The sequence below is a fragment of the Allomesorhizobium aridi genome (assembly GCF_043769475.1).
Classification (GTDB): Bacteria; Pseudomonadota; Alphaproteobacteria; order Rhizobiales; family Rhizobiaceae; genus Allomesorhizobium.
Genome location: NZ_CP171729.1, coordinates 4529321 through 4555499, shown reverse-complemented (window position 1 = coordinate 4555499; position 26179 = coordinate 4529321). Strand labels below are relative to the sequence as shown.

22 protein-coding genes and 3 pseudogenes are annotated in these 26179 nt (G+C 63.9%); 16 read left to right on the top strand and 9 right to left on the bottom strand.

The window, feature by feature from the left end:
- Positions 1-105: 105 nt before the first annotated feature.
- The 3 genes from ACG873_RS24570 (at position 106) to ACG873_RS24560 (ending at position 5159) form a co-directional block, all read left to right on the top strand.
- Positions 106-1089 (top strand): TAXI family TRAP transporter solute-binding subunit, encoded by a 984-nt coding sequence (locus ACG873_RS24570; protein ID WP_394888409.1) that lies wholly within the window; start codon positions 106-108, stop codon positions 1087-1089.
- A gap of 75 nt (positions 1090-1164) precedes the next feature.
- Entirely contained in the window at positions 1165-3759 is a 2595-nt protein-coding gene (locus tag ACG873_RS24565) for a TRAP transporter permease (protein ID WP_394888408.1), read from the top strand.
- A 218-nt stretch (positions 3760-3977) separates the two neighbouring features.
- Complete coding sequence (locus ACG873_RS24560; RefSeq protein WP_394888407.1) at positions 3978-5159, top strand: M24 family metallopeptidase; 1182 nt, start codon at positions 3978-3980, stop codon at positions 5157-5159.
- Positions 5160-5945: 786 nt separating this feature from the next.
- On the opposite strand, the gene ACG873_RS24555 is transcribed toward ACG873_RS24560, so the two are convergent.
- The gene (locus ACG873_RS24555; protein ID WP_394888406.1) at positions 5946-6890 is read right to left on the bottom strand and encodes a transposase; all 945 of its coding nucleotides are present in this window, start codon (positions 6888-6890) and stop codon (positions 5946-5948) included.
- Here ACG873_RS24555 and ACG873_RS24550 point away from each other — a divergent pair.
- Positions 6891-7189, top strand: a pseudogene (locus ACG873_RS24550) (transposase).
- A 144-nt stretch (positions 7190-7333) separates the two neighbouring features.
- Here the strand turns inward: ACG873_RS24550 and ACG873_RS24545 are convergent.
- The 3 genes and pseudogenes from ACG873_RS24545 to ACG873_RS24535 form a co-directional block, all read right to left on the bottom strand.
- Positions 7334-7747 (bottom strand): cupin domain-containing protein, encoded by a 414-nt coding sequence (locus tag ACG873_RS24545; RefSeq protein WP_394888405.1) that lies wholly within the window; start codon positions 7745-7747, stop codon positions 7334-7336.
- Positions 7744-8612: pseudogene (locus tag ACG873_RS24540) on the bottom strand (phosphoenolpyruvate hydrolase family protein). Before ACG873_RS24540 ends, ACG873_RS24545 begins: the two are co-directional and overlap by 4 nt.
- An 8-nt stretch (positions 8613-8620) precedes the next feature.
- The gene (locus tag ACG873_RS24535) at positions 8621-9817 is read right to left on the bottom strand and encodes a Tm-1-like ATP-binding domain-containing protein (RefSeq protein WP_394888404.1); all 1197 of its coding nucleotides are present in this window, start codon (positions 9815-9817) and stop codon (positions 8621-8623) included.
- Between the two features lie 84 nt (positions 9818-9901).
- On the opposite strand from ACG873_RS24535, the gene ACG873_RS24530 reads away from it, so the two are divergent.
- From ACG873_RS24530 to ACG873_RS24500, 7 genes and pseudogenes are all read left to right on the top strand, one after another.
- The gene (locus ACG873_RS24530) at positions 9902-10543 is read left to right on the top strand and encodes a TetR/AcrR family transcriptional regulator (protein ID WP_394888403.1); all 642 of its coding nucleotides are present in this window, start codon (positions 9902-9904) and stop codon (positions 10541-10543) included.
- A gap of 363 nt (positions 10544-10906) precedes the next feature.
- Positions 10907-12217: an ABC transporter substrate-binding protein gene (locus ACG873_RS24525; protein ID WP_394888402.1), complete on the top strand. Its 1311-nt coding sequence runs from the start codon at positions 10907-10909 to the stop codon at positions 12215-12217.
- Between the two features lie 72 nt (positions 12218-12289).
- Positions 12290-13195, top strand: a complete 906-nt coding sequence (locus ACG873_RS24520) for a carbohydrate ABC transporter permease (protein WP_394888401.1) — start codon at positions 12290-12292, stop codon at positions 13193-13195.
- Between the two features lies 1 nt (position 13196).
- A complete protein-coding gene (locus tag ACG873_RS24515; protein ID WP_394888400.1) occupies positions 13197-14156 on the top strand; it encodes a carbohydrate ABC transporter permease in 960 nt (319 codons plus the stop codon).
- On the top strand, positions 14153-14362 hold the full coding sequence (locus ACG873_RS24510; RefSeq protein ID WP_394888399.1) for a hypothetical protein: 210 nt from the start codon (positions 14153-14155) through the stop codon (positions 14360-14362). The genes ACG873_RS24515 and ACG873_RS24510 overlap by 4 nt, the downstream gene beginning before the upstream one ends.
- A pseudogene (locus tag ACG873_RS24505) lies at positions 14359-15466 on the top strand (ABC transporter ATP-binding protein). Before ACG873_RS24510 ends, ACG873_RS24505 begins: the two are co-directional and overlap by 4 nt.
- Before the next feature lie 234 nt (positions 15467-15700).
- Complete coding sequence (locus ACG873_RS24500; protein WP_394888398.1) at positions 15701-16786, top strand: ABC transporter ATP-binding protein; 1086 nt, start codon at positions 15701-15703, stop codon at positions 16784-16786.
- A gap of 15 nt (positions 16787-16801) precedes the next feature.
- Here the strand turns inward: ACG873_RS24500 and ACG873_RS24495 are convergent, their stop codons facing one another.
- Both ACG873_RS24495 and ACG873_RS24490 read right to left on the bottom strand, forming a co-directional pair.
- Positions 16802-17842 (bottom strand): OmpA family protein, encoded by a 1041-nt coding sequence (locus ACG873_RS24495; protein ID WP_394888397.1) that lies wholly within the window; start codon positions 17840-17842, stop codon positions 16802-16804.
- Between the two features lie 515 nt (positions 17843-18357).
- Positions 18358-18717 (bottom strand): hypothetical protein, encoded by a 360-nt coding sequence (locus tag ACG873_RS24490; RefSeq protein WP_394888396.1) that lies wholly within the window; start codon positions 18715-18717, stop codon positions 18358-18360.
- Positions 18718-18937: 220 nt separating this feature from the next.
- Between ACG873_RS24490 and ACG873_RS24485 the strand changes: the two genes are divergently transcribed.
- Genes ACG873_RS24485 through ACG873_RS24475 form a run of 3 tightly spaced genes read left to right on the top strand, consistent with a single transcriptional unit; the run spans position 18938 to position 22255 of the window.
- Positions 18938-20413, top strand: a complete 1476-nt coding sequence (locus ACG873_RS24485; protein ID WP_394888395.1) for a TonB-dependent receptor plug domain-containing protein — start codon at positions 18938-18940, stop codon at positions 20411-20413.
- Positions 20316-21044, top strand: a complete 729-nt coding sequence (locus tag ACG873_RS24480) for a TonB-dependent receptor domain-containing protein (protein WP_394893681.1) — start codon at positions 20316-20318, stop codon at positions 21042-21044. Before ACG873_RS24485 ends, ACG873_RS24480 begins: the two co-directional genes overlap by 98 nt.
- The gene (locus ACG873_RS24475) at positions 21044-22255 is read left to right on the top strand and encodes an MFS transporter (RefSeq protein ID WP_394888394.1); all 1212 of its coding nucleotides are present in this window, start codon (positions 21044-21046) and stop codon (positions 22253-22255) included. Before ACG873_RS24480 ends, ACG873_RS24475 begins: the two co-directional genes overlap by 1 nt.
- Positions 22256-22276: 21 nt before the next feature.
- On the opposite strand, the gene ACG873_RS24470 is transcribed toward ACG873_RS24475, so the two are convergent.
- Positions 22277-23350 carry a siderophore-interacting protein gene (locus tag ACG873_RS24470; RefSeq protein WP_394888393.1) on the bottom strand — a complete coding sequence of 358 codons (1074 nt, stop codon included), beginning with the start codon at positions 23348-23350 and terminating at the stop codon, positions 22277-22279.
- Between the two features lie 267 nt (positions 23351-23617).
- Here ACG873_RS24470 and ACG873_RS24465 point away from each other — a divergent pair, with 267 nt between their 5' ends.
- Positions 23618-24013 carry an iron chaperone gene (locus ACG873_RS24465; RefSeq protein WP_394888392.1) on the top strand — a complete coding sequence of 132 codons (396 nt, stop codon included), beginning with the start codon at positions 23618-23620 and terminating at the stop codon, positions 24011-24013.
- A gap of 106 nt (positions 24014-24119) precedes the next feature.
- Here ACG873_RS24465 and ACG873_RS24460 read toward each other — a convergent pair whose 3' ends face one another.
- Positions 24120-24653 carry an SRPBCC family protein gene (locus tag ACG873_RS24460; protein WP_394888391.1) on the bottom strand — a complete coding sequence of 178 codons (534 nt, stop codon included), beginning with the start codon at positions 24651-24653 and terminating at the stop codon, positions 24120-24122.
- Entirely contained in the window at positions 24650-25027 is a 378-nt protein-coding gene (locus ACG873_RS24455; protein ID WP_394888390.1) for an ArsR/SmtB family transcription factor, read from the bottom strand. The genes ACG873_RS24460 and ACG873_RS24455 overlap by 4 nt, the downstream gene beginning before the upstream one ends.
- 217 nt (positions 25028-25244) lie before the next feature.
- Between ACG873_RS24455 and ACG873_RS24450 the strand changes: the two genes are divergently transcribed.
- Positions 25245-26123 (top strand): alpha/beta fold hydrolase, encoded by an 879-nt coding sequence (locus ACG873_RS24450; RefSeq protein ID WP_394888389.1) that lies wholly within the window; start codon positions 25245-25247, stop codon positions 26121-26123.
- Positions 26124-26179: the final 56 nt, after the last annotated feature.

The window sequence follows — 26179 nt, the reverse complement described above, 5'->3', positions numbered from 1 at the left end:
ATTCCCCTTGATTGATAAAGCGCAACAATCGTAGCATAGGGCGACGTGCCTTCGATACAAAAAGCGCGATGGCCGCATCGGCACGCAAAACCAAGGGAGAACTAGATGAAACATGACCGGATTATGCGTCGCGGAGCGCAGGCCGTGGCCTTGTCGGCCGCGCTGTTGTTTTCTGGCGGCGCGATGGCGCAGCAGAATTTCGTGACGATCGGCACCGGCGGCGTCACCGGCGTCTATTACGCCGCGGGCGGCGCGATCTGCCGGCTCCTGAACAAGGACCGCAAGACCCACGGCATTCGCTGCTCGGTTGAATCGACCGGCGGCTCCGCCTTCAACGTCAACACGATCAAGGAAGGCGAGCTCGACTTCGGCATGGCCCAGTCGGACGTCCAGTACAACGCCTTCAAGGGCGAAGAATCCTTCAAGGACGGCGGCGCGCATGCCGATCTCCGCGCCGTGTTCTCGATCCATCCGGAACCCTTCACCGTGCTGGCGCATCCGGATGCGAAAATCACCAAGTTCGAGGACTTCAAGGGCAAGCGCTTCAATGTCGGCAATCCGGGCTCCGGCACCCGCGCTTCCATGGAACGCCTGCTTACCGCCATGGGCTGGACGCTGGCCGATTTCTCGCTCGCGTCCGAGCTGAAAGCCGATGAGCATGGCCCGGCGCTCTGCGACGGCAAGATCGACGGCTTCTTCTACGGCGTCGGCCATCCCTCGGCCAACATCCAGGATCCGACGACCACCTGCGCCGCGAAGCTGGTGCCGCTGACGGGCGAAGTGGTCGACAAGCTCGTCGCCGACAATCCTTACTACGCCAAGGCGACCATTCCGGGCGGTCTTTACAACAACAACCCCGACGACACCGAAACCTTCGGCGTCCTCGCCACGCTGGTCACCTCGGCCAATGTTCCCGAGGAAAGCGTGTATCAGTTGACCAAGGCAGTGTTCGAGAATTTCGACGAGTTCAAGTCGTTGCATCCGGCGTTCGCCAATCTCGATCCGCAAAAGATGGTCGCGGAAGGAAATTCGGCGCCGCTGCATCCCGGTGCGGAAAAGTACTACAAGGAGAAGGGCTGGCTGAAGTAAGCTTCGCGAACTGACGACAGGCCGGCGGGTTCGAGGGGAGCCCGCCGGCGACAATCCATAAAAAGGGAGGGCGTCATGAGCGAAGTCAAGGAACAGCCGGCCGAGGTCGATCTCGAACAGCTGGAACAGCTGGTCGCCGAGGCCGATACGGGCGGCCGCCATGCGGCCGGGCTAGCCGGACAGGTGCTGCTTTGGGTGGCGGTCGCCTGGTCTCTGTTCCAGCTCTGGTACGCCTCGCCCCTGGCTTTCGTTTTCGGCTTCGGCATCCTCAACGACACCGAGGCCCGCGCCATCCATCTGGGCTTCGCCCTGTTCCTGACCTTCCTCGCCTATCCGGCGCTGAGATCCTCCCCGCGCGACCGCGTGCCCCTGCTGGACTGGGTCCTGGCGCTCGCCGGCGCTTTTGCAGGCGCCTATCTGTTCCTGTTCTATGTCCAGCTTTCCGGGCGGCCGGGCCAGCCGACGACGCTCGACCTCGTCACCGGCACGGTCGGCATCCTGCTTCTTCTCGAAGCGACGCGCCGGGCGCTCGGCCTGCCAATGGTGGTTGTCGCCTGCGTTTTCATCTTCTACACCTTCGCCGGCCAGTACATGCCGGACGTGATCCAGCATCGCGGCGCTTCGCTCATCAAATTCCTGAACCACCAATGGCTGACGACCGAAGGCGTGTTCGGCATAGCGCTCGGTGTCTCGACCAGCTTCGTCTTCCTGTTCGTGCTGTTCGGTACGCTTCTGGAAAAGGCCGGCGCCGGCAACTGGATGATGCAGATATCGATCGCCCTGCTTGGGCATCTGCGCGGTGGTCCGGCCAAGGTCGCCGTTGTCTCCTCGGCGCTGAACGGCGTCGTCTCCGGGTCGTCCGTATCGAACGTCGTCTCGGGTGGCATCTTCACCATCCCGCTGATGAAGCGCACCGGGCTTTCCGGCGTGAAGGCTGGCGCAATCGAAGCGTCCGCATCGATCAACGGCCAGATCATGCCGCCGGTCATGGGCGCGGCGGCGTTCCTGATGGTCGAATATGTCGGCATTCCCTATTCGGAGATCGTCAAGCACGCGCTGCTGCCGGCCGTCTTCTCTTACGTCGCGCTGCTTTACATGGTGCATCTGGAAGCGGTGAAGCTGGACATGAAGCCGATCCCGCAGCGCCCGACGCCAAGGCGCGAACGATGGCTGCGCATGGGGATCGGGCTCACCGGCAGCATTCTTGCGGTCTGCATCCTCTATTACGGGATCGCCGCCATACAGGCGGCCTTTGGCGCGGCCGCACCGACCGTGCTCGCCATTGCCGGCATCGTCCTCTACGTCGCGACTATCTGGTATTCGTCGCGCCATCCCGATCTGGCGCTCGACGACCCGAACGCGCCGATCCTGGAATTGCCGCGCGCCTGGGACGTGACCCGGACCGGGCTCGATTTTCTGATCCCGATCGCTGTGCTGCTCTGGTGCCTGATGGTCGAGCAGCTTTCGCCAGGTCTGTCGGCCTTCTGGGCGACTGTGACGATCCTCGGCATCGTCGCCACCCGCAAGCCGCTGATGGCGATTTTCCGGCATGAGAACCTGACCGCCGCGACCTGGGCTGCAGGCGCGGACCTTATCGACGGGCTGGCGCTCGGCGCACGCAACATGATCGGCATCGGCATCGCCACCGCCACCGCGGGCATCGTCGTCGGCACCATCACGCTGACCGGCCTCGGCCTGATGATGACGGAATTGGTCGAGTTCATCTCGGGCGGCAACGTCATCCTGATGCTGATCCTGATCGCGGCGATCAGCCTCGTGCTCGGCATGGGCATTCCGACCACCGCAAACTACATACTGGTTGCGACGTTGATGGCGCCGGTGGTGGTCGATCTCGGCTCGCAGGCCGGGCTGGCGATCCCGCTGATCGCCGTGCACCTCTTCGTCTTCTATTTCGGCATCATGGCCGACATCACGCCGCCGGTCGGGCTTGCCGCCTTCGCGGCGGCGGCGATCTCCAAGGAAGACCCTATCGCCACCGGGTTCCAGGGCGCGCTCTATTCGCTCAGAACCGCTATCCTGCCCTTCGTCTTCATCTTCAATCCGGCGATCCTTTTGATCGGCGTCGACACCTGGCCGCATATCTTCTGGGTCGCCGCGGTCTCGCTCGCCGCTATCCTCATCTTCTCGGCGGCGACGATGAACTTCTTCGTGACGAAGAGCCGGCTCTGGGAAAGCGCCGTCCTGCTGCTGGTCTGCTTCACCCTGTTCCGGCCGGACTGGTGGCTGAACCAGGTGTCTCCGCCCTATGAGGAACTGCCGGCGAGCGAATTCCTTTCGGCTGTGGAGCAGGCGCCGGACGGCGGTCGGCTGAACTTCGTGGTCGAGGGCATCGACCTGATGGGCGACGATGTGCGCAAGACGGTCAACGTGCCGCTAGGCGAACCGGCCGAGCCGCTAGAGCGGCTGCGCCGCATCGGCCTCACCGTCACGCCGGCCGGCGATACGCTGATGATCACCAATGTCGACTTCGGCTCCTACGCCAAGCGCATCGGGCTCGATGTCGGCTACGACGTCACGGCAGTGCTGAAAAAGGCCGAGCAGCCGTCCAGCCTGATTCCCATTGGAGCCGCGCTGGCGGTTACCGCCGTCATTGCCGGGCTGCAGCTTGCCCGCAAGCGTGCGGCGATTCGGGAATCGAAGGCGGCTTGAGAGCCTGTTTGGAAACTCTACTCTGGCGGTCATCTGCCGGCGTTTTCTGCGCTTCCGGTGCTCACGGACCCGAATGTCCGCTCCGCTCCGGTTCTCGAAAACACCGTCATATGACTCACCATAGCGAGTTTCGAAACAGACTCTGAGACCTCCCGGACGCCGTCTGGATATTGCATATAACTGGTCCTACCAGTTATATGCAGCCAGGGAGAGAGATCATGAACGCACCTTCCGGCAAGAGTTCCGGCATAGAAATCCCGTTCGATCAGGCCCGTGTCGACCGCCTCATGGAAGAGGCCGGCATCGATGTCCTGGTCGCCACCTCCAAGCACAATGTCCAGTATCTGCTCGGCGGCTATAAATTCATCTTCTTCGCCGCCATGGATGCGATCGGGCACAGCCGCTATCTGCCGGTGGTGATCTACGAAAAGGGCCGGCCGGAGCATGCCGCCTATGTCGGCAACCGCATGGAAGGCGGCGAGCATCACAACAATCCGTTCTGGACGCCGTCGGTCCACACCGCGACATGGGGCACGATGGATGCTGGCGGCCTCGCGGTCGAGCACCTGAAGAAGATCGGCAAAGCCGGTGCGCGGATCGGCATCGAGCCGCCTTTCCTGCCGGCCGACGCGCATGGCGTGCTGCAAGGACTCGATGGCGCGAAGCTGGTCGATGCGACCTCGATGCTGGAGCGCATGCGGGCCCTGAAGACGCCGGAGGAGCTGGAAAAGCTGCGCATTGCCTCGGAACTCATCACCGATTCCATGCTGGCGGTGTTTTCGAGCCATGGGGCGGGCTCGACCAAGGGGCAGATCGTCGACGCGCTGCGGCGCGAGGAGACCAATCGCGGCCTGACCTTCGAATATGCGCTGCTGACGCTGGGCTCGAGCCATAACCGCGCGGTCTCGCCGCAAGCCTGGCATCCCGGCGAGGTGATGTCGCTCGATTCGGGCGGCAATTATCACGGCTACATCGGCGACCTCTGCCGCATGGCGGTGCTCGGCGAACCGGACCAGCAATTGCAGGATCTGCTGGCTGAGATCGAAGCGGTGCAGCAAGCAGCCTTTTCGAAGATCGCGCCCGGCGTTCTGGGCGGCGACATGATCGCCTATGCCGAAAATGTGCTGAATATTTTGCCCAGCGCCGCCTTTACCGATTTCTTCGCGCACGGCATGGGGCTCATCACCCATGAGGCGCCGTTCCTGATGACCAATCATCCGGTCGCCTATGAGGGCGTGGACGCCGCAAGGCCGCTGGAGGCGGGCATGGTGCTGTCGGTCGAGACCACGATGCTGCATCCGACCCGCGGCTTCATCAAGCTCGAGGACACGGTCGCGGTGAAGGACGGAGGCTACGAAATGTTCGGCGCTCGCGGCAGGGGGTGGAACCGGGGTGGTTGACGCCGGGGCGAGATTTATCTTCCTTCTCCCCTTGGGAGAAGGTGGCCGACCCTGAGCTTGTCGAAGGGGCGGTCGGATGAGGGGTGCTGGACGGAGTGCCATAGTCCTCGCTTGATCGCATTGTGAGAACCCCACCTCCGTCGCCTCATTCCGTCCAACACCCCTCATCCGTCTTGGCGCTTCGCGCCAATCCACCTTCTCCCACAAGGGGAGAAGGGAGGAGCGCAGTTCTTCATTGCCACGCTGCGTTTCCGCCCTGGCCATTTGCGAGCCCTTCGACAGGCTCAGGAGTCGGGAAGACGGGCGGGCAGGAAAGCGCCGCACGAATTCGTAAAAAGAACAGGCACTCCCATGCCCGCCCGTCCGGTGTCTGTCGCCCCAGTCGACCGGTCACGCGCCCCGCTCCATGTTCTTTCCATGGACAATGACGCGCGGATGATCCGCCTTCCTTGCACGAAGCATTGACGCTTCGCTCGGAATGCCGGCCCGTCGGACGCCCTCGGAGACGTGGATACCGAACCCACGCCGGGAGGTCACCGCCATTCTGCCTGATACCCGGTGCGCACCAGGTCCCGTCAGAACGGTGAGGAGATTATGCGCGAGGGGCAGAGGGTGTGAACAAATCAGGCTGCGAAATTCTTCTCGCCGGCTGTCATGCCATTGATCCGCAACCGTTATTTTTGTGAACGAGCCGAAATGGAGGTGGATTCTATCCACTTTTTGAGGTTCGCAGCGCCCCCTCCACCGCCTTTGACTTCCGATAGAGCGAGGCATGGCAACTGTGTTTCAGGCATATGCTTTCTGGTCGCGTTGCATGGCGTTGAGGATGGTGAGGAGCTTTCTGGCTGCGGCGATGACGGCGAGTTTCCTGGAGCCGGAGCGGGCGGCGATGGCGCTGTAGAAGGCCTTGAAGCGCGGCGCAGCGCGGATGGCGCCGAGCGCCGCCATATAGAGCGCCTTGCGCACGCGCGGCCGGCCGCCGCGGATGGGGCGCCGGCCGCGCCGCGTTCCCGAATCGTTGTTGCGCGGCGCCAGCCCGGCCAGGCTGGCGATGGTTTTGGGCGAACGGCCTCCGAGCTCGGGCAAATGGGCGATGAGGGTGAGCGCGGTGACGGGTCCGACGCCGGGGGCCGAGCGCAGGATGGCGAACGTGGCGGCGGTGGCGGCGTCGGCTTCGGCGATGGCGCTTGCGATGACCGCCTCGATGGTCGCGATGCGCTTGGCGAGGCAGGCGACGGCCGCCTCGATGTCGGCGATGACGTCGGGATCGAAGGCTTCGCCGAGATGCCTGGCCTCGCGGGCGCGGGCCTCGACGAGCTGGTCGCGGCGGCGCGCCAAGGCGGCGATGCGCTCGCGCTGGCGGCACGGCGGCTGGTCGGGCGCCGGGGTGAAGCGGCGGCCGTAGTCGGACAGCATGCGGGCGTCGAGCTTGTCGGTCTTAGCCAGAAGCCCGCCGGCCTCGGCGAAGCGGCGGGTCTGGACGGGGTTGCGCCTGGTGCTGGCGATGCCGGCCTCGGCCGCGAGGCCAGGCATCTCGGCGAAGCCTTCGATCCCGACGTCATCGCCGACATCGAGGCGGCCGTCGCCTGCCTCGCCAAGCGCATCGCGACCATCGAGGCGGTCATCGCAAGCGCCATCGCCGAAGCCGACGCCGCCACCGCCGCCACGTTCGCCATCCTGCGCTCGGCCCCCGGCGTCGGACCCGTCACCGCGCTCACCCTCATCGCCCATTTGCCCGAGCTCGGAGGCCGTTCGCCCAAAACCATCGCCAGCCTGGCCGGGCTGGCGCCGCGCAACAACGATCGGGAACGCGGCGCGGCCGGCGCCCCATCCGCGGCGGCCGGCCGCGCGTGCGCAAGGCGCTCTATATGGCGGCGCTCGGCGCCATCCGCGCTGCGCCGCGCTTCAAGGCCTTCTACAGCGCCATCGCCGCCCGCTCCGGCTCCAGGAAACTCGCCGTCATCGCCGCAGCCAGAAAGCTCCTCACCATCCTCAACGCCATGCAACGCGACCAGAAAGCATATGCCTGAAACACAGTTGCCATGCCTCAACGCAGAGGGCGCCAGAATCCTCTCAGGTATGGACATCCGGCGAAACGTTCGCTCGCACCCGATTTGAGGCCCTTATGCGATCGCCCTACCCCAGAGGATCAGCAGCGGCGACATCGGTTCCTCTCAGCCACCCGGTGGCACCAGCCGGAAATCGGGCAGCTCGCGTAGCGCCAGTTCCGGGCCAGCCGGCGAATAGACGACAAAAAGCTGCATCGGCCCGTCGCCGGTGTTCGTCGTCGAATGGAAGCGGCTTTCCGGCACATAGATCGTGCAGCCCGACCCAACCTTCTTCACCACCGGATTGCCCTCCTCGTCCTCGACCATCTGCTCGCCGGTTCCGGAGATCACGAAGATGATCTCCTCCGCGCCGGGATGATTGTGCCGGGCATGGCCCTGGCCCTTCTGTAGATCGACCACGCCGCCGGAGAACCGCGACGCGCCGTTCACCTCCGGAGCCACCGTCAACGCTAGCCTGCCCCAGTCGAAGGCGAAGGTGTCTACCTCTTTCGGATAGACGAAATTCCGTTCCCTGGTCATGCGGCTCCTCCCCGATTCCTGTTTGCCGCCGGTGCGCCGAGCGCCAGCCCCTTGAATGTCTCGGTCTGATTGCGAATGGCGGTTTCGGCGGGCAGCCTTTCCATCGAGCTCGCGCCATAAAAGCCGTGGCAGCCGGTGCAACGGTCCAGAATGTACTTTGCATCGTCGGGCATTGAGATCGGCCCGCCATGGCAGAGCACGAAAACGTCGCTCCGCACCGAGCGGGCGGCCTCCGCGATCGCGTCGATCTCGCCCACGCAGTCGTCGAGCGACTCGGCCGAGGTCGCTCCGATCGTACCCCCGTAGTCACGCCCATGTGCGCGACGATGACATCGGCGCCGGCCTCTGTCATGGCGCGGGCTTCGTCCGGGTTGAAGACGTAGGGCGTGGTCAGCAGGTCGAGCTTATGCGCCTCGGCGATCATGTCGACTTCGAGCGAAAAACCCATGCCGGTTTCCTCGAAGCTTTGCCGCATGGAGCCGTCGAACAGGCCGATGGTCGGAAAATTCTGCACACCGGAAAAGCCCATCGTCTTCAGTTCCGCAAGCAGCAGCGGCATGATGACGAACGGGTCGGTGCCGTTGACGCCGGCCAGAACCGGCGTGTGTTTCACCACCGGCAGCACTTCGTAGGCCATCTCCTTGACGATCTCGTTGGCGTTCCCGTAGGCGAGCAGCCCGGCGGCCGAGCCGCGCCCCGCCATGCGGTAGCGGCCGGAATTGTAGATGATGATCAGGTCGATACCGCCCGCCTCCTCGGCCTTGGCCGAGATGCCGGTGCCGGCCCCGCCGCCGACGATCGGCTGGCCGCGTTCGACCATAGTGTGGAATTTTTCAAGGATTTGCTGGCGTGGGATTACGGGCATTCAGGCTCTCATTGTATGGCGATTTCACGGAACGCCACGACGGCGGCCTCGGCGAATTGCGGGTCGTTGATGTGGAAAGGCAGCCGCTCGATCCGGCGCTGCCGCGTCTGCGTGACGGTTGTTTCGATTGCCGTGAAAAGCACTTCGTCGGCCTCGGGATCGAAGAACGCGCCGCCTTCGATGTCGAGCGCCGAAACGCCCTTTTCGGGGATGAGAAAGCGTACCGGCCCTTCGCAGGCGTTGAGCTTGCGGCCGATCCAGGCGCCGATCTCGCCGCATTCCTCGGCGGTGGTGCGCATCAATGTGACGTTGGGATTGTGCTGGTACAGCAACCGCGCCTGCCAAGGCACAGGCACGGTTTCCGGCGCCCAGAAATTGACCATGTCGAGCGCGCCGGTCGAGCCGACATAGGGGATTTTCGTCCGCGCTATAGCGTCGAGCCGGTCCTCGCCGGCGGGCAGCACGCCGCCGAACAGGAGGTCGCAGATTTCCGTCGTGGTGATGTCGATGACGCCCGCGAGCATGCCGGAATCGGCGAGCTTTTCCATGGTTCGCCCGCCGGTTCCGGTGGCGTGGAAGACGAGGCAATCGTAGTCGGCGCGCAGCGCTTCGCTGATTGCCGTCACGCAGGGCGTGGTCACGCCGAACATGGTCAGTCCGATTGCCGGCTTGCCGGCCATGACGGGGGCAGGATTGGAAGCCATGGCGACGATCGCCTGCGCCGCATTGTGCAGCACGGCGCGGCTGATGCGGTTGAGCCCGGCCATGTCGGTGATCGACGGCGCCATGATGATGTCGGACACGCCGACATAGGGAGCGACGTCGCCGGAGGCGAGCGTCGAGACCATGATTTTCGGCAAGCCGAGCGGCAATTCGCGCATGCCGGCGGTCGCGATCGAAGTGCCGCCGCCGCCGCCGATGCCGATGATGCCGCCCATGTCGTCGCGTGTTTTCATGAAGCCGGCGAAGGCGGTCGCCATCGCCGCGACCGCGCGGCCGCGATCGCCCGAAGCGATGTCGGATTTGATGCTGTCGGGAGCGCCGGCCACCACTTCGGCGGCGGAGATGTCCGCAGGCCGCGCGGGCGTCGTGATGCCGATGTCGACCCGCACCGGCTTTCCGCCCGCAGCAGTGATCCGTTCGGCGAGGAAGTCCAGTTCCTCACCCTTCGTGTCGGCCGTGCCGACCACATAGATGCGCTTCACGACGCTCCTCCGCCGACTCCCGTTGCCGCGCTGTCCCGCAAAATCAGGCGTTGCAATTTTTTGAGACGAGCGTATCGTATTGGTATGGAAGTCTCACGTCAACAGCCGGCAACGATCGACGACGTCGAACGCGGTCCCAGGGCCCGCACGCGACGCCTGATGCTGGAGACGGCGACGCGCCTGATGCAGGGTGGCGCGACCCCGTCGGTCAGCGAGGCAGCCGAGGCGGCGGGCGTATCGCGGGCCACGGCCTACCGCTATTTTCCCAGCCAGGCGGCGCTGATCCACGCCGTGGTCGACGAGGGCCTCGGCCCGATCCTGACCTGGCGTTCGGATTCCGCCGACCCGGAGGCGCGCGTCGCCGACCTCATCGACACCTCGCTGCCACGCATCGAGGAATTCGAGGCCACCTTCAAGGCCGCGCTGAAGCTGTCGCTCGACCAGTGGGCGCGGCGGCAGGCGGGGACACTGGGGACGGAACCGCAGTTCACGCGCGGCCATCGCGTCGATCTCCTGCGCGACGCGATGGCGCCGCTGCGCGGCAAGCTTGCCCCAAGGCAGTTCGATCGCCTGTCGCAGGCGCTTTCGCTCGTTTTCGGCGTTGAAGTCCTGATCGTTCTGAAGGACATTTGGGGTCTGGACGGCGAGCGGACGAGGGCGGTCGCGCAATGGGCGGCGGCGACGCTGGTGCGTGGCGCCATAGCCGAGAGCGGGAAGGGGACGTAGGCGATGCGGGCGGAACTGGTTCTACCAGATAGCGCTGCATGCCGCTTGCCCTTCTTCTCAAGAAATGGGAGGCTTTTGCCTGCTGTCGCTACGGCGGCACGTAAGCAGGTGAGAATGAAGATAAATTGAAGCTGCAGGGGTGTTTCAAGCCGGTCGGAAGCCGGAAGAAACCGCTTGACGGCAGCTTTGGATTGGTAATACCAGATTGAGGAGGACGCGCTGGGAGGCAACGCGCCTAAATCGGTTCAAATAGTGACGGAGAGGACCGGGGACCGCGAGCGGCGGCAGGAGGACTATCAGGTCGGCACGAGGAAAGAGCCGGCTTGCAGACGATATAGAATGCACACAAGGGAGGAACTTGTAATGCGCAAGACAGTAACCGGCATTCTCGCCGGTATCGGCTTTACCCTTGCCTGCGGAACATCGGCGTTCGCGCAGGAACTGACGATCTTCTGGGCCGAATGGGATCCGGCCAATTATCTGCAGGAACTCGTCAACGAATACGAGGCGGAAACCGGCGTGAAGGTGACCGTCGAGACCACCCCGTGGTCGGACTTCCAGACCAAGGCCTTCACCGAATTCAACGCCAAGGGATCGGCGTACGACATGGTGGTTGGTGACTCGCAGTGGATCGGCGCCGCCTCGGAAGGCGGCCACTACGTCGACCTCACGGAGTTCTTCAACAAGCACAAGCTCACCGAGGTGATGGCCCCGGCGACGGTGAAATACTACGCCGAATATCCTTCGAATTCCGGCAAGTACTGGTCCGTTCCTGCGGAAGGCGACGCAGTCGGCTGGTCCTACCGCAAGGACTGGTTCGAAGACCCGAAGGAAATGGAAGCCTTCAAGGCGAAATACGGTTACGACCTCGGCGTTCCGAAGGACTGGAAACAGCTTCGCGACATCGCCGAATTCTTCCATCGCCCCGACGAGAAGCGCTACGGCGTCGCCATCTACACTGACAACTCCTATGACGCGCTGGTGATGGGCGTCGAGAATGCCATCTTCTCCTTCGGCGGCGAGCTTGGCGACTACGCCAACTACAAGGTCGACGGCATCATCAACTCCGAGCAGAACGTCAAGGCGCTCGAAGCCTACAAGGAACTCTACAGCTTCACCCCTCCGGGCTGGGCCAAGAGCTTCTTCATCGAAGACAACCAGGCGATCACTGAGAACCTGGCGGCGATGAGCATGAACTACTTCGCCTTCTTCCCGGCTCTCATCAACGAAGCCTCGAACCCGAACGCCAAGGGCACCGGCTTCTTCGCCAACCCGCCCGGACCGAACGGCGACCAGTACGCTGCGCTCGGCGGCCAGGGCATCTCCGTCGTCAGCTATTCCGAGAACCAGGAAGAGGCGATGAAGTTCCTGGAATGGTTCATCAAGGACGAGACCCAGAAGAAGTGGGCCGAGCTCGGCGGCTATACCGCCAGCGCCAAGGTGCTGGAGTCGCCTGAATTCCAGAACGCCACGCCTTACAACAAGGCCTTCTACGAGACCATGTTCAAGGTGAAGGACTTCTGGGCGACGCCGGAATACGCCGAATTGCTGATCGCAATGAACCAGCGCGTCTATCCCTTCATCACCGGCGACCAGGGTACGGCGAAGGAAGTGCTGGACGCGCTCGCAGCCGACTGGAACGCGACCTTCAAAAAGTACAACCGCGTGAAATAAGCGGCATAAACGCTCGGAGGGGGCGCGCCCGTCCCCTCCGTTTTCTTTTGGAGCTCTCAGAGGAGGAGAGTTTTGGCCACTGCCGTCATGACCACGCTGGATCCGAAATCGCGCGCCGCCTCGCGGGGCCTGAGCGACATCTCGATCCGCAACCTCTTCATCATTCCGACGATCGTGTTCCTGATCGTCTTCAATATCTTCCCGCTGATCTATTCGCTGGGCTATTCGTTCACCGACTTCCGCGCCTCGACCAACGCGCCGGCCAAATTCGTCGGCCTCGCGAATTACCGGGCGCTGCTCAACGACCCGTTCATCTGGTCGAACTTCGCCATCACCGCGAAATATGTCATCGTCTCGGTCACCGGCCAGGTTCTTGTAGGCTTCGGCGTGGCAATGCTGCTCAACCGGGCGATCCCCTTCAAGGGGCTCATCACGACGCTGCTGCTCCTGCCGATGATGCTGTCCATGGCGGTCGTCGGCCTGTTCTGGAAACTGCTCTACGATCCTTCGTGGGGCGTCATCAACTACGTGCTCGGCCTCGGCAATTTCGAATGGCTGTCCAACCCGGACATGGCGCTCTACGCCATCGCCATCACCGACATCTGGATGTGGTCGCCTTTCGTCATGCTGCTTTCGCTCGCCGGCCTCTCGGCCGTGCCGAAACATCTCTATGAGGCGGCGGCGATCGATCGCGCCGGGTCGTTGTACACCTTCTTCCGCATCACCCTGCCGCTGGTCGCGCCGATCCTGATGATCGCGATCATTTTCAGGACCATGGAGGCGTTCAAGACCTTCGATCTCGCCTACATCCTGTCCAGCCAGCCGACGACGGAGGTCATTTCGATCCGCCTCTACAAGATGGCGTTCCAGGAATGGCAGACCGGCATGTCCTGCGCGCTGGCCTACATCGTGCTCATCATGGTGCTGGCCATCACCAACATCTACGTGAAGTACCTGAACAAGGTGAAGGAGCGCTGAGATGGCGGCAGTCCGCACATCGGGCGAAGTGGCGCTCAACCGGGTCGCGATCGTCGCCGTCCTGCTGATCACGCTGATCTTCCTGGCGCCGATCTACTGGATCACCGCGACGGCTTTCAAACCGCGCAATCTGGCGACCACCATTCCGCCTACCATCGTGTTCACGCCGGAGATTTCGCCATTCGTGAAGCTTTTCACCAAGCGTTCGCAACTGCGCGCACCGCCCTCGCCGGAGGAGTACGAGGCGGCGCCGTGGTGGGAGCGCCTGATCTTCGACGGCGGCGAGAAGGTCGTGCGTTCGGGCCGCGGCGAAGTCCAACTATCCGGCTATCCCGACCGCTTCATGAACTCGCTGATCGTGGCGATAACCTCGACCGTGCTCGCCGTCGGCATGGGCACCTTCACGGCCTACGGCTTCTCCCGCTTCAAGGTGAAGGGCGAGGGCGACCTGCTCTTCTTCATCCTGTCGACACGCATGCTGCCGCCGGTGGTGGTCGCGATACCGATGTTCCTGATGTATCGCGTGGTCGGCCTCAACGACACGCATTGGGGCCTGATCATTCTCTATACGGCCTTCAACCTGTCCTTCTCGGTCTGGCTGATGAAGGGCTTCATGGATGAAATTCCCAAGGAGTACGAGGAGGCGGCGCTCGTGGACGGCTACACGCGCATGCAGGCCTTCTTCAAGGTCGTGCTGCCCGAGGCCGCAACCGGCATCGCGGCCACGGCGGTGTTCTGCTTCATCACGGCCTGGAACGAATACGCGTTTGCGCTGATCATGACCAACCGCCGCGCCCAGACCGCGCCGCCCTTCATTCCAAGCCAGGTTGGCTCCGGCCTGCCGGACTGGACCGTGATCGCCGCCGGCACCTTCCTGTTCCTGCTGCCGGTCGCGATCTTCACCTTCCTCCTGCGCAACCACCTGCTGCGCGGCATGTCCTTCGGAGCGATCCGCAAATGATCCGCAGCGACAAACTCCAGCGCATTGCCGAGATCGTCATGGTGCTCGGCATCGTCGCGCTCTGCCAGCCATGGAATTTCTTCCTGCACCGTTACGGGCTGACCATCATCATCGTGGGCCTGGTGACATTCATGCTCACCAACTGGTTCGGCTCGAAGATCGTGCCGGAGGACGTGGAAGTTCCGCGCAAAGAAGGTCACTCATGACCCAGATCGAACTCAGAGGCATCCAGAAATATTTCGGCGCGGTGCAGGTCATCAAGGACCTGAACCTGAAGATCGAGGACAACGAATTCATCGTGCTGCTCGGTCAGTCGGGCTGCGGCAAGACGACCACGCTCCGGGCCATCGCCGGGCTGGAGACGATCGACGAAGGCGACATACTGATCGACGGCAAGCCGGTCCAGCACACGAAGGCGTCCGATCGCGACATTGCCTTCGTGTTCCAGTCCTTCTCGCTCTACCCGCACATGACGGTCTACGAGAACATCGCCTTTCCCCTCCGCGCCACGCGCACCAGCAAGGCCGACATCGACCGCGAGGTGCGCGACGTGGCCAAGACGCTGCAGATCGGCCATCTCCTCGACAAGCGGCCATCGGCGCTGTCCGGCGGCGACATGCAGCGCGTCGCCATCGGCCGGGCGCTGGTCAGAAGGCCGAAGGCGATGCTGATGGACGAGCCGATCGGAGCGCTCGACGCCAAATTGCGCGAGGAGATGCGGGCCGAGATCAAGCGGCTGCACCTGAAGCAGGGGTCGACGACCATCTATGTCACGCACGACCAGATCGAGGCGATGAGCCTTGCCGACCGCATCGTCATCATGCATGAGGGTATCCTGCAGCAGGTCGGCACGCCGTCCGAAGTCTATGCCCACCCGTCCAATCTGTTCGTCGCGCAGTTCGTCGGCAGCCCGGTGATGAACGTCGCCGCTGCCACCGTGTCCGAGATCCGCAGGCGCGGCCAAGGTCACGGTCGAGGGTTCCGCCGAGGGGTTCGGCTTCCCCAGGGAATTGCTGTCGAAGCTCAACGGCAAGGCCGCTTCCGGCGGGCTTTCGCTCGGTATTCGCCCAGAGGGAGTGCTCGTCGAAAAGCAGGCCAAAGACGGCTACCTGCCGGTCGAGGCGCACATCATCGAGCCGCTCGGCTCCTACGACATCGTCGACCTCAAGGTCGGCTCGCAGATGCTGCGCGCCCGCACCAGGAGCGGTTATGTCGCCAATGCCGGCGACCGCGTCTTTGCGCGCCTCGATCCGGCGCAGGCGCATTTCTTCGACACGGAGAGCGGCAATTCGCTGGGGGTGAGGCTGTGATTTTTCAGCATTTGCGCCCCGTCCAGCACCCCTCATCCGCCTTCACTTCGTTCAGGCACCTTCTCCCACAAGGGGAGAAGGGGAGTTTGCCATTCCTGATCCTACCAATCACTCGGGTCGGCGATTGGCAGTGGAGTTAACGCCAGATTTTACCTTCTCCCCTTGTGGGAGAAGGTGCCTGAACGAAGTGAAGGCGGATGAGGGGTGTTTCAGCTTGGCGCCGAGGATCGGATAATGGCCCATATCCAGCTCAAAAACATCACCAAGAAATTCGGGAACCACACCGCGCTGAAGGGGTTCGATCTCGATATCGCCGACGGCGAGTTTTTTGTGCTTCTGGGCGAGACCGGGGCGGGCAAGACGACGACGCTGCGGCTCATCGCCGGCCTGGAAGCGCCGACCGAGGGCCAAATTTTCATTGACGGCGTCGATGTAGGCAGTTGGGGCGCGGCCGAGCGCGACGTTGCGCTGGTGCTGCAGCAATATTCGCTTTATCCGCGCTACACGGTGCGCCAGAACCTCGAATTCCCGCTGAAGTCGAAAATCCGGCGTATCGAACCGAAGGAGATCGAGGAGCGCGTCGCCCGCGCGGCAAAGACGCTTCGCATCGAGCATCTTATGGAACGCAAGACCGACCGGCTGTCGGGTGGCGAGATGCAGCGCGTTTCGATCGGCCGCGCCATCGTGCGCCAGCCGCGCGTCTTCCTTATGGATGAGCCGCTTTCCGCACTCGACGCCAAATTGCGCGAGGCGCTGCGCACCGAGTTGAAAAACCTGCAGATGAATCTCGGCCAGACATTCCTGTTCGTCACCCACGACCAGATCGAGGCGATGTCGATGGGCGACAAGATCGGCGTGCTCAACAACGGCCATCTGGTGCAGACCGGCACGCCGAACGAGATCTACAACAATCCGAGGAACACATTTGTCGCGCGTTCCGTCGGCTCGCCGCCGATGAACCTCCTGGACGGCAAGCTGTCGGGCGGCCGGGCGATCGTCGCGCCGATGAACTTCGAGCTGCCCTATGCCGGCGCGCCGCAGGCCGCCGCGCCGTCGGAGGGACGCCCGCTTACCTTCGGCATCCGGCCCGAGGACATCTATCTGGAGCCCGGCGCGCCGGTCGAGGCGCACATACACGACGTCGAAAACCACGGCGTCGAGAAGATACTGACCCTGCGCGTCGGCGACGCGATGATCCGCGCCACCGTGCCGGCGAGGACCCAGGTGGCCCTGGAGGAAGCGGTGCGCTTCGCCTGGAATCCGCAGAAGGTGGTGCTGTTCGACCAGGCGAGCGGCGTCAGCCTGCGTCACGCAGGCTGACGCATACCGCCGGGCTCAGTCGGCGCTGGCCACGGGCGCCACCAGCGCGGTTATACGGCGGACGGCGACGCGACGGTTCTCCCGCTCCGGCTCATCCGTGTCGATCTTCAGGTATTCCTCGCCATATCCTTGCGTTGTGAGGTTTTCCGGCGGCAGGCCGAATACGTCGGTCAGCGCCTGCGCCACCGCCTCGGCCCGGCGGTCGGAGAGCGCCAGATTGGCGGCATTGGTGCCGACTGCGTCGGTATGGCCCTCGATCAGGAAGGTTTCGGCCGGATTTTCCTTGAGCAGCCGGTCCATCGCGTTGGCGAGACCTTCCAGCCGTTCGATTTCCGATTCGGCGATCGAGGCCGAACCGAATTCGAAGGTGATCGTGTCGAGGTCCACCCGGCGCGCGATGTCCCGCACCCGCGCGGAACGCTTCACCTCGTCGACCGAGTAAATCCGCTGGACCTGCTCCACCGGGGGCTGGTCGAGGAACGCGTAGTAGTCGTCGGCGCCGTAGTCGCCGGAAGCATCGAGAATGTACTCGTCCTCCGGAATGTCGATCCGGATCGGAGGCAGGTCGAGCCCGGGATCGCGCCACTCGCGCAGGCGGTCGTAGTCGGACTCGTCGACATAAGACAGCACCTGCTCGTAGCCGTCCGGGGTGAAGCGGGAGCGGCGCAGGACATCGCCATAGGCGTTGCGGATGGTGACGATGCGCGTCCCGTTCGGACGCACGATCGTTTCGCGGATGCGCCCGTTGCGGAGCTCCTCGGTGTAGACCTCCCGGGCGCCGCGCGACAGGCGTCGGCGGTCGTCGCTTTCGACCATCATCTGGTCGCCGAACTGCAGGATCAGCCGGTCGCCCATTTCGCGCAGGATCTCGACGCCCTCCGGCCTTTCGCGGCGGCGCTCGCGGCGTTCGACGCGAACCCCGGCTTCGTCGATGGGCCTTATCTCGCGGACGATGGTCTCTCTGCGCGGAGCGATCGTCTCTCGGCAAGGGTAGAACCTCGACAGGACCCGGCTCACGTTCGCGTCGCGCCTGCCGCCGCTCCTTGTCGCTGTCAAAAACCCGCCTTCTGTCCCGGCGCTCCTCGCGGGCCTCGTCCTCCGAGCGCGCCGCCTCGTCTTCATCCCTTCTCTCGCGGGCCTGGCGCTCGCGAATACGTTCCTCCGCATCGCGCTCGCGGGCCTGAGCCCGTTCGCGCTCTTCCCGGAGCTGTTCGTCGGCAACGTTCTCGCGCTCGCGGCGCTCGCGAATGCGTTCCTCCGCGTTGCGCTCCCGTCGCGCCTCCGCTCGTTCGCGCTCTTCCTGACGCTGTCGCTCGACAATCACTTCGCGCTCACGGCGCTCGCGTCTCTCGCGCGCCACGGCCTCGTCGCGATCCGCCTCTTCACGTTCGGCCCGCCGGGCCGGCTTCTCTTTCCGGGGTTCGGGCTTCTCCGCCGCTTCCCGCTTGCGGCGCGGAGTAGCCTCCTCGGCCGGCTCGCGCTTTTCCGCCGCCTCGCGCTTGCGGCGCGGTGCAGGCTCCTCGGCAGGCTCGCGCTTCTCCGCCGCCTCGCGCTTGCGGCGTGGTGCGGGTTCATCGGCCGGGGCGGCTTCCTTCTCCGCCCGCCGCTTGCGCCGCGGTTCCTCGGCAGGCTTGGATTCGGCCTGGCGTTCCCTTGAGGATCTCGTCTTCGCGTTTGACGCGCCGCTTGCCGGGCTGCTCGCTTTTCTTCTCGCTCTCGGCGGCTTCTTCGCCCCTCTCTTGCGCCTTCTCTCGCGTCTTCTCGGCCCGCCTTTTCTTGAGAACCTCGGCTCCCCGGCTTTCTTCCGCGAGCACCAGCGGAACGGTTTCCTGCGCCATTGACGGCGCCGGCAGAGGCATGGCTGCCAGCGGTCCGCAGGCCATGAGCAGGCCAAGCGCGGTCCCCGCCAGGATTTTTGGTTGGCGATACATCGTAAAATTCTCCCACAGCGGCAGTCCCGTCCCGACCCCAATCAACCGCATGCAAATAGGTTCCGAGTTGGGCGCCAGCACGACCGATCCGTGGCGCGCTTGCAACGGCATTGTGGCGCGGCAGCGCAAGACTGTTGAGAGCGTCCAAAAATAACTTGACTCGATTAGTCATATTTGTGACGGCCTGTCGCGATTCCAAAACGTGACGCGGAGAGACTTGATGCGAGGGCAGACGATGACGAGCCGGTTGAAGCCGCTGCTGTTGGGAGGCGTGGCTACCTTTGTCATGGCACATCCGGTCTACGCGCAGGACGAACGCGGCGTCACCGTGCTCGAGCAGATAAGCGTGGAGGCCGAGAGCGACGATATCCTCGTGCAGGACGGCTATGTCGCCAAGACGGACCGCATCGGCACCAAGGTCGATACGCCGATCGTCCAGATCCCGCAGGCCATTTCAGTGGTGACGCAGGACCAGATCGAAGACCAGAAGCCGCGGACGCTGAACGAGGCGCTCAGCTACACCGCCAGCGCCAATCCCAACAGCTTCGGCTTCGACAGCCGCTACGACGCCTTCTATCTCCGCGGGTTCCCCGCCTACCACAACGGCATCTTTCGCGACGGGCTGCGCCAATACAACGGCCCCTCGGCCTGGTTCAAGACCGAGCCATACGGCATAGAAGGCATCACCATCCTGAAAGGCCCCGCTTCTTCGCTCTACGGCGTCAGCGGCCCCGGCGGCATCGTCAATTTGGTCACGAAGCGGCCGAAGGAAGAGCGGTTCCGTGAGGTCGAAGTGCTTTTCGGCGGCTACGACCGCTATCAGGCGGCGTTCGATTTCTCCGGGCCGGCCAATGAGGAGGGCACTATCCTCTATCGCATGACCGGGCTTGGCCGGCTGGCCGACACCGATCTCCCGGGCTATGCCGACGACAAGGCTTATTTTGCGCCCGCCATCACCTTCAATCCCGACGAGGACACCAAGCTTACCATCCTCGGCGAGTATTCCCAGTCGGTGACCGGCAGCACGGCGTTCTTCCACAATCCGTCCTACGGCACCGTATCCGACATCTATTCGGGCGATCCGGACTGGAACGATTTCACCAACAAGCAGGGGCGCATCGGCTACGAATTCGAGCACCGCTTCAACGACGTGGTGACGGTGCGCCAGAACCTCCGTTACAGCGGGGTCGACGCCGACCTCAAATACAGCGGCTTCAACCCGGCGCCGCCGGACCGCTACTGGGGGCACTACAAGGAGAATGTCAGGAACTTCGTCGTCGACAATATGGCGCAGTTCGAGTTCGACACCGGTCCCGTCGAGCATACCGCTGTGGCCGGCTTCGACTATGCCTGGTCCAACTACGACGCCGAGGCGGCGTCCTCGGTCCTGTCCGTGGACGACATCAAGGATCAGCCGTTCTACTTCTCCGGCAGCCAGGAGATGAACCAGTACGGCCTTTACCTGCATGACCAGCTGGAGTGGAACGACTGGACGCTCTTTCTCAGCGGTCGCCATGATTGGGTCGATCTCGCAGAGCGTCGACTATTTGATGAGCGAGACCGACCAGAAGGACAGCGCCTTCTCCGGCCGTGTCGCGCTGTCCTACAGGACCGAATGGGGCATCATCCCCTACGCGAATTATTCCACCTCGTTCTCGCCGAATCTCGGCTTCGTCTACGACGGAGAGACCAATGAGAGGCAGGTCGCGCAGCCGACCACTGCCGAACAGATGGAGTTCGGCGTCAAATACGAGATCCCGGACACCAACGCGATCATCAGCGCCGCCTATTTCGACATCGACCAGACGGACGGCGTCGTGCTGGACGGCACCTTCGACGACGCCGGCAACCAGCGGCAGCGCCAGCTCGATCTTACGTCCCGCGGCTTCGAGCTGGAGGGCAGCGCGTCGTTCGACAATGGCTGGTCCTTCATAGGCTCTTACACTTACATGCAGATGGAGATCAAAAAGGGTCTGCCGGGAACGGTGGGCAAAGAGCTCTCGTCCACGCCCAACCACATCGTGTCGCTGTGGGGCCATTACGATTTCCAGGATGGTGCAATGGAAGGCCTCGGGCTCGGCGCCGGCGTCCGCTACGTCGGCGAGAGCTACGGCGACGACCTGAATTCCTTCAAGAACGACGATCGCTTCTTCGTCGATGCCGCGCTCTCCTATGACTTCGGCGCGCTCAATCCGGACATGGAGGGGCTGATGCTGCAGGTCAACGCCAAGAACCTGCTCGACGAGCGCAAGCCGGTCTGCACCGTCGGCAACTGCTATTGGGACGAAGGCCGCTCCGTGTTCGGCAGCCTCCGGTACCGCTTCTGATGCACGCTCCAGCCCCCAAGGCGGCGTCGCCTTTTGCCCTGTTCCTGGCGATCGGCGGGCTTTACGTGGCGCAGAGCGTCATCGGCGGCATCACATGGGCCGGCCTGCCGGCAGTCCTGCGCGCCGAAGGCGTATCGCTCGACCGCATCGGCCTGGTTTCGCTGATCGCCCTGCCCTGGGCGCTCAAATTCCTCTGGTCGCCGGCGGTGGAGCGCTACCGGCTTCCGCCAGCCGGGCGAAACCGGAGCGGGATGGTCGTGCTCGTCGGCGGCCTCATCTCCGTCCTAGGCCTGATCGCGGTCGGCGCGGCCGGGCCGGCCTCGCTGGTTCCGGTGCTCGCCTGTCTCACGATTGTGGCCCTCGCCGCCTCCACGGTCGACATAGCCTGCGACGGTTTTGCGGTGCAGAGCCTTGCCAAGGAAAACCATGGCTGGGGCAACGCCGCGCAGGTGGGCGGCGCCTATCTCGGTTCGGCCATCGGCGGGGGATTGTTTCTCGTGCTCGTCGACGCTTCCGGCTGGCGGGTCGCCGTCTGGGCCATGGCGTTGCTGGTGCTGTTGCTTGGCCTGCCGTTCGTGCTGGGTCCGGCTCGCCGCATGCCCGACGAGACGCGGGAGCACGTTCCCTCGCTGGCCGCCGCGCTGCGGCGTCCCGAAATCCGGCGCGGCCTTGCGGCCGCGGCGATCTACGTCGTCGCCCAGAAGGTGGGGCTGGTAATGCTTGGCCCGTTCCTTGTCGATGCGGGGCTCGACCTGTCGGCGATCGGGTTCCTCAACGGCGTCGGCAGCATGTTCGTCGGGGTCGCCGCCGCCCTTGCCGGCGGCGCGCTGGTCAAGCCGTGGGGGGTGCGCAACGTTCTCGTGGCGGCCCTCGTCCTGCAGGCGGCGTCGCTCTTCTACTTCTCGGTTTTCGACCTTCAGGGCGGCCTGTCCAGGACGGTCCTGTTCGGCGTCGCGATCGCCAGTTCGTCCGGCATCCTGGCCTTGGGCTTCGTGGCGCTCTATGCGCAATTCATGCGCTGGTCCGATCCGAGGCAGGCAGGCGTGGATTTCACGCTGTTCCAGTGCATGGACGCGCTGGTGAGCATGGCTGGCGGCGTCGTGGCAGGCTATGCCGCCGAGCATTTCGGCTACGGCGCCTTCTTTGCCGGTGCAGGCGTCGTAGCGCTCCTGGCCGTGCCCGCGATTGCGATGGTGTCCGACCGGCGCTGAGTGGCCGGTCGGACAGGCAAGCTACTCGTCGTCGCTTTCGCCCGAGACGCCGCGCCGCCAATAGGCGACGACCAGGTGCCGGTCCTTCTTCAGCCCCCATTCCTTACGCACGAGCTTCCGCAACTCGCGGAAGTCGCCGAATTCGCAGCCTGCCCACACATAAAGGTCCGGCGGCAGGGAGGCGGGAACCATCTTGCGCAAGGCATCGGGCAGCAGGCCCGCGGTTCCGGCTTCGCGCCCGTGCCGGTAAAGCCAGGTGATGCGGATGTTCTCGCCGCCGGCCAGCGGGATCTCGTCCGCCGGGCCGTCGACTTCGAGAAGCACCTCGGCGTGGGTTGAAGGCGCGAGGCGATCGAGAATCCGGCCGATGGCCGGCAGTGCTGTCTCGTCACCCAGAAGCAGCAGGTTCGCCGCCTCCGGAACATCGCCGCCGCCGGGGCCGATCATGCCGATGACGTCGCCGGCTTTTGTATTCTCGGCGAATGTCGCGGCCGGCGTTTCGCTGCCCGGGTGCAGCACGAAATCTACATCGACCCAGCCCGCGGCCACGTCGATCGCGCGGATCGTGTAGACCCGGACCACGAGGGCGTCCTCGCCCGACGGCCAGACCAGCAGACCGTCGGCCCCCACCGAAGGCCACACCGGCTTCCTGCCGTGCGGCGGCAGGAGCAGGCGGACGTGCAGCCCGCCCTGGGCGAAACGGCCGAGGTCGCTCGCCGCGAAGCGCACGCGCTGCATATGGGCGGCAATGCGCGTCGAGGAAATCACCGTGATCTCGCGGAAGAAGACCGGGGTGCCGGCGTCGGTTCCGTCTCCGGTCCAGCGGATGCCGGCCGTCGTGCCAAGATGCTCGGCGATATGGCCGGCAACGCCCATCTTCATGTAGGAGAGGCAGGTCTCGTCTTCGGCGTGGACACGGATCAGGACGCTCCGGTTGTCGAGCACGGTGTTCAGCGAACCGTAATGCGTGCGGAATTCCCACTGCCCGTCGATCCCGGTATCGACCTCATAGTCGCTGTGCTCGGCGCGCAGCTTGTCCATCACAGACCGGATATCGGGATCCTTGATGCGGGTTTCGGCGCTCAGTTGGCCCATTGTTCAGTCTCTCCGCTGCTGTCTTCAGGCCGCGGCCGGGCTGCGTCGGCGGGCGCAGGCGGACAAGCCATTGCGCACCTCCGGCGTCCGGCCGCTGCCGGTCCCGACATGCCACAGCAGCGCGCGCGGTGCCACTTAAAACTTGATTGATTATGTCAGATTTGGGGCCGAGGCGATCGGACGGGCGCTTGAACCGAAAGCCATGCGGGCGATAATGCCGTGATGCCCGCCAGTGCGGTGCCGGCGGAGCAGCAGCGGAGAGGCACGATGGCCAGGACCGACTTCAAATCCGTGGACGATTATATTGCCTCCCAGCCGGGGGCCGCGCAGGACATGCTCGGGCGCGTGCGGCGCGCCATTCGCAAGGCCGTTCCCGAAGCCGAGGAGGTGATCTCGTACCAGATCCCCGCCTACAGGGCGCATGGCCGCGTGGTGATCTATTTCGCCGGCTGGAAGCGGCATTATTCGCTCTATCCCGCGACCGACAGCCTCGTGGCGGCGTTCGAGGACGAGCTTTCGCCGTACAAAGTCAGCAAGGGCACGATCCGCTTTCCGCTATCGGAGGACGTTCCCGTGAAGCTAATCGAAGACATCGCCCGGTTTCGCGCGAAGGAGGCCGCCGAGCACGGCAAGGGCGAGGCGGCCGGATCGAGGAAGCGGTGATGATCGCGATCCGGTCTGCAGATCGAGAACCGGCTCCACCCAAAGCAGAACGGGTTCTAGGCGCTCCGCCCGTTGGACCAGGCGGAGCTTCACCTCGTGAATTCCGTCAGGCGGGCACCCGCTTGTCGTATTCCTTCCTCAGGCGGCTCCAGCCATCCCAGAACGGCTCCGGCTCCTTGCCTGTCGCGCGGGCGGCCAGGATGTCGAGGTGCATGTGCCAGCCGGCGCCGATCATCAGCGTCGTTGCACGATCAGGCAGGCGGCGATGGATCACGGTGAGCAGCACCTCGCTGCCCTGCGGTTCCAGCTCGAAGGATACGTCGCCGCTGCCTTGCCAGGCGATGGCGAGCTTGCGGAGAGGATCGAGTTCGGTGATCCGGCTCTGCATCCGCTGCTCTTCGGAGAAGCCCGTCGGCCGCTGCCCGGGCGGGTTGGTAAGCTCGTCGTTTCGCCAGACCAACTCGACGGGCGCGCCGACATTCATTTCCATATCGCCCGCTGCCAGCCACTGGCGGCGCAGCTCGCTCTCCGTGAGATACGCCCAGACGCGCTCGACGGGGCCGGGCAGAAGGCGCTGGATCTTCAACGTGGCAGGCTCGGTCAGCACGCCATAGGCGTCCAGGGTCGCGAGTTCGTTCATTGGTCGTCTCCTTTGGGTTCAGGTTCGGGTTTGGGGGATTTGCGTGCGTCGTCCTCGCGGAGAAGCCGTTCGAGGACGTCCAGACGACCGGTCCAGAAGCGTTCGTAGAAGCTCAGCCACTGATGGGCGCCGGCGAGCGGTCCAGGGTCGAGGCGGCACAGATGGATGCGGCCGCGCACCTCGCGGCGGATCAGGCCGGCGTTCTCCAGCGCCTTGATGTGCTTCGAGGCAGCCGCGAGCGAGATCGCGAAGGGTTCCGCAAGCTGGCCCACCGTTCGCTCGCCGTTGGCGAGTTCGCGAAGCATCTGCCGGCGCGTTGCGTCGCCGAGAGCGTGAAATACGGAGTTCATCTGGGGTGTTTCTAATTCAACCATGCGGTTGAACATAAGCACGCGTTTTCAGAAAGTCAACCGATTGGTTGAATAAATCCGGCGGTCGAGACATTTGTCCAGGTTGCCGGGCGCCGTGTGGACACTGACAAATTGCCCGACCATGAAGGAAGACCGGCCACACGCTTCTTGGCGACATCCGGAACTCGTGACGCTCGTTTGAGTTGAGCTCCTTTTCCAGACGGCAAAACGGAATCCTGACATGAGCCTGCCTGCACAACGCCGAATGCGTCTCTCCGGTGGAACCGAGCTTGCCTATGTCACTGCGGGCGATCCATCCAACCCCGCTTTGCTCCTCCTGCACGGCTTTCCAAGCTCATCGCGAACATTTCGCGATTTAATCCCTGGCTTGGCTCGCCTCGCCTATGTGGTCGCGCCTGATTTGCCTGGCTACGGCCAATCCGACGTTCTGCCGTCGGCTTCGTTTACAGCGTTCGCCGGCGCAACTGCGGAATTACTGGATCACCTCGCGATAGAGCGCCGCTTTATCTACTTGCATGACTCGGGCGCGCCTGTCGGCCTGCAGATCGCGATGCACGTGCCTGAGCTGGTTTCGGGTCTCATCATTCAGAACGCAAACGCGCATCGAACCGGCTTCGGCCCCCTATGGGACGCCACAATAAAATTCTGGTCAGAACCGACAAAAGAGAACGAAGCGGCCGCAACTCCCCACCTGACCTTCGAATTCACACGCGAGCAATATACCGGCGGCCTGCCGGAGGATGTCGCCGCCACGATCAGAGGCGAACCCTGGGTCGAGGACTGGAGGGTGATGAATCTTCCCGGCCGCATGGAGACCCAACACGCGATCATCGCCGATTATAAGAACCACGCCGCGCGTTTCGATGCGATCGCCGGCTATCTGAAAAAATGGCAACCGCCTGCGCTCATGCTGTGGGGCCGCCACGACCCGTGGTTCGACATCGCTGAAACGCTGTCATGGATGCAGGATCTGCCGCGTATGGAGGCTCACATTTTCGACGGCGGGCACTTCCTGCTTGAGACGCACGCCGAACCAGCACTCTCCCTCATGATGGAGTTCATCAAGCGAACACAGGAGGGACCCACGCAGCTTCCCTAGGAGAACGCCTGCGAGCTTGTCGGAGGGCCTTATCAGGGCGCGGCGTTGCCCCACTG